The sequence below is a fragment of the Deinococcus pimensis DSM 21231 genome (assembly GCF_000519345.1).
In the GTDB taxonomy this organism is placed as follows: Bacteria; Deinococcota; Deinococci; order Deinococcales; family Deinococcaceae; genus Deinococcus_A; species Deinococcus_A pimensis.
In genome coordinates, this window is the sequence record NZ_KI912675.1 from 86,000 (window position 1) to 92,152 (window position 6,153).

General features: G+C 63.9%; 8 protein-coding genes and 1 pseudogene. 7 read left to right on the plus strand and 2 right to left on the minus strand.

Going from position 1 to position 6,153, the window contains the following annotated elements; translation table 11 throughout:
* Positions 1-18: 18 nt before the first annotated feature.
* Positions 19-928 (plus strand): annotated as a pseudogene (locus tag DEIPI_RS37010) (IS5 family transposase).
* Here the strand turns inward: DEIPI_RS37010 and DEIPI_RS0124130 are convergent.
* Positions 923-1,417 carry a hypothetical protein gene (locus DEIPI_RS0124130; protein ID WP_157463966.1) on the minus strand — a complete coding sequence of 165 codons (495 nt, stop codon included), beginning with the start codon at positions 1,415-1,417 and terminating at the stop codon, positions 923-925. The pseudogene DEIPI_RS37010 and the gene DEIPI_RS0124130 sit on opposite strands and share 6 nt — an antisense overlap.
* 164 nt (positions 1,418-1,581) lie before the next feature.
* On the opposite strand from DEIPI_RS0124130, the gene DEIPI_RS0124135 reads away from it, so the two are divergent.
* From DEIPI_RS0124135 to DEIPI_RS0124145, 3 genes are all read left to right on the plus strand, one after another.
* Positions 1,582-1,902: a hypothetical protein gene (locus DEIPI_RS0124135; RefSeq protein WP_027483470.1), complete on the plus strand. Its 321-nt coding sequence runs from the start codon at positions 1,582-1,584 to the stop codon at positions 1,900-1,902.
* Positions 1,903-1,982: 80 nt separating this feature from the next.
* Positions 1,983-2,786, plus strand: a complete 804-nt coding sequence (locus DEIPI_RS37015; protein WP_084474890.1) for an IS5 family transposase — start codon at positions 1,983-1,985, stop codon at positions 2,784-2,786.
* A gap of 241 nt (positions 2,787-3,027) precedes the next feature.
* Positions 3,028-3,633, plus strand: coding sequence for a hypothetical protein (locus tag DEIPI_RS0124145; RefSeq protein WP_027483471.1), 606 nt, complete (start codon positions 3,028-3,030; stop codon positions 3,631-3,633).
* Between the two features lie 92 nt (positions 3,634-3,725).
* On the opposite strand, the gene DEIPI_RS0124150 is transcribed toward DEIPI_RS0124145, so the two are convergent.
* On the minus strand, positions 3,726-4,142 hold the full coding sequence (locus DEIPI_RS0124150) for a hypothetical protein (RefSeq protein WP_027483472.1): 417 nt from the start codon (positions 4,140-4,142) through the stop codon (positions 3,726-3,728).
* 137 nt (positions 4,143-4,279) lie between these two features.
* Between DEIPI_RS0124150 and DEIPI_RS0124155 the strand changes: the two genes are divergently transcribed.
* The 3 genes from DEIPI_RS0124155 (at position 4,280) to DEIPI_RS0124165 (ending at position 6,011) form a co-directional block, all read left to right on the plus strand.
* Complete coding sequence (locus tag DEIPI_RS0124155; protein ID WP_157463970.1) at positions 4,280-4,885, plus strand: DUF3592 domain-containing protein; 606 nt, start codon at positions 4,280-4,282, stop codon at positions 4,883-4,885.
* A gap of 617 nt (positions 4,886-5,502) precedes the next feature.
* Positions 5,503-5,802 (plus strand): hypothetical protein, encoded by a 300-nt coding sequence (locus DEIPI_RS0124160; protein WP_157463972.1) that lies wholly within the window; start codon positions 5,503-5,505, stop codon positions 5,800-5,802.
* Positions 5,803-5,825: 23 nt separating this feature from the next.
* The gene (locus tag DEIPI_RS0124165) at positions 5,826-6,011 is read left to right on the plus strand and encodes a hypothetical protein (RefSeq protein ID WP_027483475.1); all 186 of its coding nucleotides are present in this window, start codon (positions 5,826-5,828) and stop codon (positions 6,009-6,011) included.
* The last annotated feature ends 142 nt before the right edge of the window (positions 6,012-6,153 follow it).

The following is a 6,153-nucleotide window of genomic DNA, read 5'->3' on the forward strand; positions in this document are numbered from 1 at the left end:
AGTGGGTAGCGTAGGGGTTTGTCCTGTCGTACAGACCTCACCGAAGAGCAGTGGCACGCCCTCCAGCGACACTTGCCCGCCAACCCCAGGCGCGGCCATCCCTACGCTGATCATCGACGCGTCCGTGGTGGCATTCTCTGGCGCATCAAGGTCGGGGCGCCCTGTCTTGGGCAGGACTGGCCCCCAAGCGGTTTGGGGCCTTGCCCGCTGGCGTGACATCCCTGATCGGTACGGTCCGTGGCGCACCTGTCACGACCGCCTCGCCCGATGGGAACGCGACGGCACGTGGTTGCGCCTCCTCCAGACGCTGCAAGCCCTTGCAGACCACGAGGGAAGAATCGACTGGGACGGTGCCGCGCTCGACAGCACCCACATCCGTGCCCATCGCGGCGCGACCGGCGCAAGGACACGCGCGGCCAACAATGACCCCCGTCCCAAGCTGGACGGGGAATGGCTGGGCCACACCCGAGGGGGACGCACCACCAAGCTCCACCTGTGCGCCGACGGTCACGCCCGGCCACTCGCGGTCGTGCTGAGCGAAGGGCAACGCGCTGACGGTACCTACCTTCTGCCCGTGCTCGACGCGATCCGCGTTCCTCGGCTTGGTGTCGGACGACCCCGCAAGCACGTCCCGGTCCTCCGGGTGGACCGTGCGTACGGCGCACGGAAGTACCGGCAGCAACTCCGACGCCGCGGGACGCGCTGCGTCTGCCCTGAGCGCGAAGACGCCCGGCAGCACCGCCTGAGGCGGGGCGCGAACGGCGGGCGCCCTCCACATTGTGACGGGCAGTGATACGCCGGTCGCAACGTGGTGGAGCGTTGCATCAACCGCCTCAAAGACTTTCGGGCGGTCGCCACGCGCTACGACAAACGCGGACGGCACTACCTGGCTGTGGTGCTGGTCGCCTGTGTGCTGTTGTGGTTATGACCCTGCGGGCGAACGCGGTGGTGAGACCGTCACGACGAGCCGTACGGGAAGTTCCTTGTCATCGTGGACCACCTTGAGGGTGATCGTGGCGTTGGAACGATGCCACCGCACGAGACTCGGTGCCTCGTCGCCTGCGCTTGCTTGGTCGCCCAGACGTTGAATGAAGGCAGGTTGACCAAGGTCGTGGGCGGCTTCGTCGCTCAGATGGTGCATGACCTGGTCCATCTCCCTCGTCTGTTGCTCGATGACGGCGTAGGGGTCGTCGTGGTCGCTTTCGTTGAGCAGGTCGTAGAAGAAGTCAGAGACGGCGATGTCGAGGAAGCCTTCGAGCAGGGTGTCGTCTTCGTGGATGAGGGTCAGCGTGTGGTGTGGTCCGAGTGGGACGTGGTCGTCGTCTGAGGTGGCGACCGATGATTGCCAGGGCAGGCGGAGGTCTTGGAGAACCTTCCATAACGCCGTCGTGTGAGCGTCGATGGTGATGGGCTGCATGTCCATCACCCTATCGGGTCAAGGACGCAATTGCCGCACAGACCGTAGAGGACTCCATATACAACCCGAATGGGGACATCACGTCGACCTGGCGCCCCCTACGCGCCCTTGGCCACGAACGTGCGGCGTGACGAGGCCCAACAGCATGCCACACTCCGAGTCGGATGACGTTCAACGAGTACCTCGCGCAGGACGGCCAGTACGGCCGCACGTTTCACTTCCTCAACGTCGTAGGCTGCATCGGATGGCTCGTCTGGTCCGCGTTCGAGTATCAGCGCGAACCCGGATGGCAAGTCATCGCGCTCGCCGTCTACAGCGTGGTGTTCCTCGGCCTGAGATCAGTGTTGCCGTGGCGATTCCTGGTGCTGCGGACGCAAGCCCGCCGCTTCTTCGTCAACGAAGACGCCACGCTGTGGCAGCTGCTGTTGATCGCGGTCCTCACGACCGGGGGCTGGTACACCACGTACGAGCGTTTTTTTCGTTAGGGAGGTGCGCGTGAAGCGCCGCGTCGTTTCCAGGTGGAGCCTACAAGCGGTTTCAAAACGGAGTCCAGTAGGGTGACGCGGTGTCTCGCCGCCTCACCGACGCTCAGTGGCACTTCATTCGTCCACTGCTTCCCCCACCCAGTCGCCTTGGCCGCCCTCGCGCCGATGACCGTCGTACCCTCGACGCCATCCTCTACGTTCTGCGCACTGGCATTGCCTGGCGTGACCTTCCCCGCGACCTCGGCTCGCCCATCACGGCCTGGCGACGGCTGAAACACTGGCAGACTCAGGGCATCTGGAAGCGCCTCTGGCACACCGCGCTCAATCTCCTCGAAGCGGCCGGGCAGCTCGACTGGAGCCATGCGCAGCTCGACGCCTCCTTCGTACCTGCCAAACGAGGAGGACTGGCCGTGGGACTGACACGCAAGGGGAAGGGCACCAAGTGGATGCTCGTCACTGACGCCAACGGCACACCCATTGGTTTTCACCTTGCCAGCGCAGGACTGGCCGAATCCACGTTGGGTCCTGTCACGCTTGAGAGCATCATCGTCACCGACTCCAGCGGACGCTGCCGTACCCGACCCCAATGCCTCGTCGCGGATCGCGCCTACGACACCGGCCCGTTCAGGCGTTACCTACACCGCCGAGGAATCCGGGCCTGCATTCCCGTCAAGCGCCGCCCCAAGACATGGAAAGCCAAGCGCGGGCGCCCAGTGACCTACGCTCGACCGTTGTACGGGGCGCGCTGGCGGATCGAGCGGACCTTCGCATGGCCCCAGACGTTCCGCCGTCTGCTCGTTCGCTGGGAGCGTGACCTCCACACGTACACCGGGCTGTTCACGCTCGCCTTGATCGTTCTGGTCCTGCGACGCCGACTACAGTGAAGGGGTGCCGCACCTTCGACCCAGCCGCGCCGCGTCAAGCGAGGGTTCGCCGTCATGACCTGGTCATGGTCGAGCCGAGCGACGCGGCTGCTTCAGGCGTTTCCTCGTCAGCGCACCGATCGGGACGGGCATGGCTTCGTCCGTCCTGAGGACATGCCGACACGCTTCGAACGCTCGGGACTCCTGGTGTCTGACGCGGTGATTGCCTTCCAGCGCGAACTTGCCGGGCACGTGTTCTACGATGGACCACGCGCAGCGCCGTACACCGTACTTGTGGGGCATCCAGTCGGGCGAGCCGGACAACGCCCCTGGGGAGCCGTACGAGGACGAGTGCGTGGTCGTGACGGACGCGATTCCGTTTGGCTTCTGGATCCGTGAGGACGGCCGCATCGAGGTGAACCGTGAGCTGCACGCCAGCAGCGCCGCCGTCCTGGTAGAGGGGCAGGCGCTTCAGTTCGAGTGGGACACGGTGATTCGCCCAGCCCACACCACGTACTACCTGAGGTTGGATGTTCGGCCACGCGACGATGAGACGTACTGGCACGCGGTCATGGGCGCCGTGGAGGCGCTTGGCCTCAGACGGGTGGAGGAAGCGTCGGATTCGGTGCGGCAGTGGTTCATCGGCCCGTCCACTCGGTTGCTCTTGGAGCCGTTCTACGGGACGCGCTGGTTCTCGGACGACGTGCCCGCGCGGTGGGGGCGGTTGTACAGCACGTCAGCGGTGGAGGCCGAAGCGTTCCATGAACTGCTGAGGGTAGGCGCTGAGTGGCCGCCGTTAGCTTGGCGCCCCATTGCTGCTGAACTCGTACAGCGTCCTGCTGACTTTTGGTGGGCCCCTGACTTCTGAAACCGTTTCTAGGAGTGAGGTCTGACCGCGCCCCACATCACCAGCACGATGACCGCACCCTCAACTCAACGCTTGATCGCTGGAGGTACCGGTCATTTCTGGTGCCTTGTGGGACTCAAGAGGTAGATGCATTCAATGAGGAAATACCACAGTCCACCGATCCCCCCCAGGATCGACAACGGAACTGCATCCTCTACGTCGAAACCCCACTGGTTTGGTCTGAACAAGACAAGCGATGCAGCAATGGTCGCGAAGACCAACAGGTACGTGATGGCCCGTATGTTCACGCTGAAGGACCGCATCGTCCAGGACACAAGGGGACCGACGATCACAGCGATCGGCATGCTGATGCTCAGCGAGAGCGCAGCGACGAAAGCAAACCATTCTGCGGGAACAGTACGCACCACCCAGAACGTATACGCCACGGTGAGCGTGATGGACGCGGAGATCGCGAGACCAGCGCGGGTAAGAACGAACAGCCCGAAGGGGACCTGAATGCGTGGACGCACAGTTCAGACTACTTGGCTTCACTGCCCCACTCGGTGTCAGGAGCGCTGACAGAAGGCAGTCACAGGCAGGGCGACGCTTGTGGTAAACGCCGGGCAGATAAGGCCCAGTCACGATTCACGGTTCGTATTCTGTCTCCGTGATTGGACCGCAATCGTCGGACGCCTTGGTCTACCTTCTACTCGCCCTGGGAGCCACAGTCCTGGCCGCAATTCCACTCGGCATCGGCTTGTATTCGCTGTACTGCACCCGATATGGAGGGCCTGAACTCAATCCCTTGGAGTGGCCGACCACCAAGGCCCGCGTCGTCGCCGTCGGTCCGCTGTCCTTCGAAGCGGCGAGTGCTGTCCATGACGGCGTGGCTCACGTCGAACTTTCGGGTGCCTACGCACGCGTTCACCTCACGACACCGCAGGGGGACGCGATCAAACGCGTCAGTCCGCCTGTGCTGAGGTCCGTACAGGTGCGTCAGCCGAGCAACATGACGAAGTGGGAATTCGAGAATCGCCTTCGCGTTCTGGCAGTGCTTGAAGGTCAGGCGGCCCTGCCGACCGGTGCCGAGGTGCTGGTGAGGTACAACCCGAAGCAACTCCAGAGCGGGGAGGACATTGGTGCTCACGCGGTCGACCTAATGATGAACAGCTACACGAATTTGCAGTGGATTTGGATGTTTGTGCGGATTGGCCTGTCGATCGGGGCCGGCGCTCTGATGGCATGGGTTGCCTTCTTTCGGGCCCTGTTCTGACCAGCCCGATAAGACCGAAATACAGGCGCGCATAGGACATGTTCCATGCGCGCCTGTGTTTCCTCAAGAGGCCCGCATACTTGAGGACTCAGAGGAAGACCTCCACTCCCTGTCATTCCTTCACGTGCCGCATCTCGTCGTCCGTGGGGCAAGCAGAGACGGTACAACGAAGAGCACAGGGGGCATCACGACCAACGCATGACCCTCTGCTGGGAGGCCACGATGCTCATGGCACTTTTCCTCTGACTGCTCGCAGCGATGTTCAGCGCGGCAGCACTCATTGACCTTTCCATCCGAAGAAGCAGGCATACCCCGCGTGACCTGCTGAGCAGTCGCGCGCCGTTCGACCCGCAGCGCACTTCTGCGCCTCCGTATCCGGACTTCGCCGGCGGGGCCAGCGACGCGAGCCCTAGCGCGTAGGTCCGGACGCCGCGCCCCGCTCAGCCGTTGCGCCCCACGGTCCTTCGAGCCCGTGGGGCTTTCTTCTGGCTGCCTTTTCCGCCTGACAGCGAGAAGTCCCGCGCCTGATAGCGGCACGTCTCAGGCTGGACGCGAGTGCACCCGGCCTTCCTTCATGTCAGTTGACACAAAGGTACGTTCCCCGTACAAGTTGAGGTATGAGCAGAACCATTCTCGTCCGATTCAAACTCGAACAACCCCGTGCCCAGGCGGGCAGCAAAACCGCTCCACCTCAACTGGACGCCGACCGCATGCTCGCCGCCATCAAGGAGCAACTCACCGATGCCGTCCAGGGACGCTACGGCGACGTTGACGTCAGTGTCACCCTGGCCGGTGTGAACGAGATCCGCGTGAGCGGCCCGTGGCCTGAGAAGGCCAACGACGTCCGCACCGAGATCGGGGCGTTGCTGGAGCGGGTGCTGGAGAATCTCGACACGACCGAATACCTCCAACAATGACTGCTGAGCCGCGCACGTCAGGGATGCAGGACGACGCGGACCTGGAGAACATCTGGGGCCAGGTTCGTCACGGGTCCGGGGAGTTGCGCCGCGCCGTCTACCGCCTCCTCGGGCCCGACCTGGGACGCTGGGGTCCCGTGCGTGAGGGCGACCTGCCTGAGGAGACGCGCCGCCCGAGGATCGAGCGGCTCCAGCGCGAGCAGTCCTGACGTTCAGCGTGCGTTCACGCACACCGCGTGTGTCATGCGTGGTGTACAGGTGGCGGCGCTACGCGTGGGCGTCACAACGGGCCTCACGACCTCCCGGGCCAAAGGACAGACGGCACCCCTGGCGATCGCCAGGGGTGCCGTC

Coding starts and splice junctions, on each gene's coding strand:
- DEIPI_RS0124130 (WP_157463966.1), bottom strand. CDS start 1,417: ATGCAGCCCATCACCATCGACGCTCACACGACGGCGTTATGGAAGGTT.
- DEIPI_RS0124135 (WP_027483470.1), top strand. CDS start 1,582: ATGACGTTCAACGAGTACCTCGCGCAGGACGGCCAGTACGGCCGCACG.
- DEIPI_RS0124145 (WP_027483471.1), top strand. CDS start 3,028: ATGGACCACGCGCAGCGCCGTACACCGTACTTGTGGGGCATCCAGTCG.
- DEIPI_RS0124160 (WP_157463972.1), top strand. CDS start 5,503: ATGAGCAGAACCATTCTCGTCCGATTCAAACTCGAACAACCCCGTGCC.
- DEIPI_RS0124165 (WP_027483475.1), top strand. CDS start 5,826: ATGCAGGACGACGCGGACCTGGAGAACATCTGGGGCCAGGTTCGTCAC.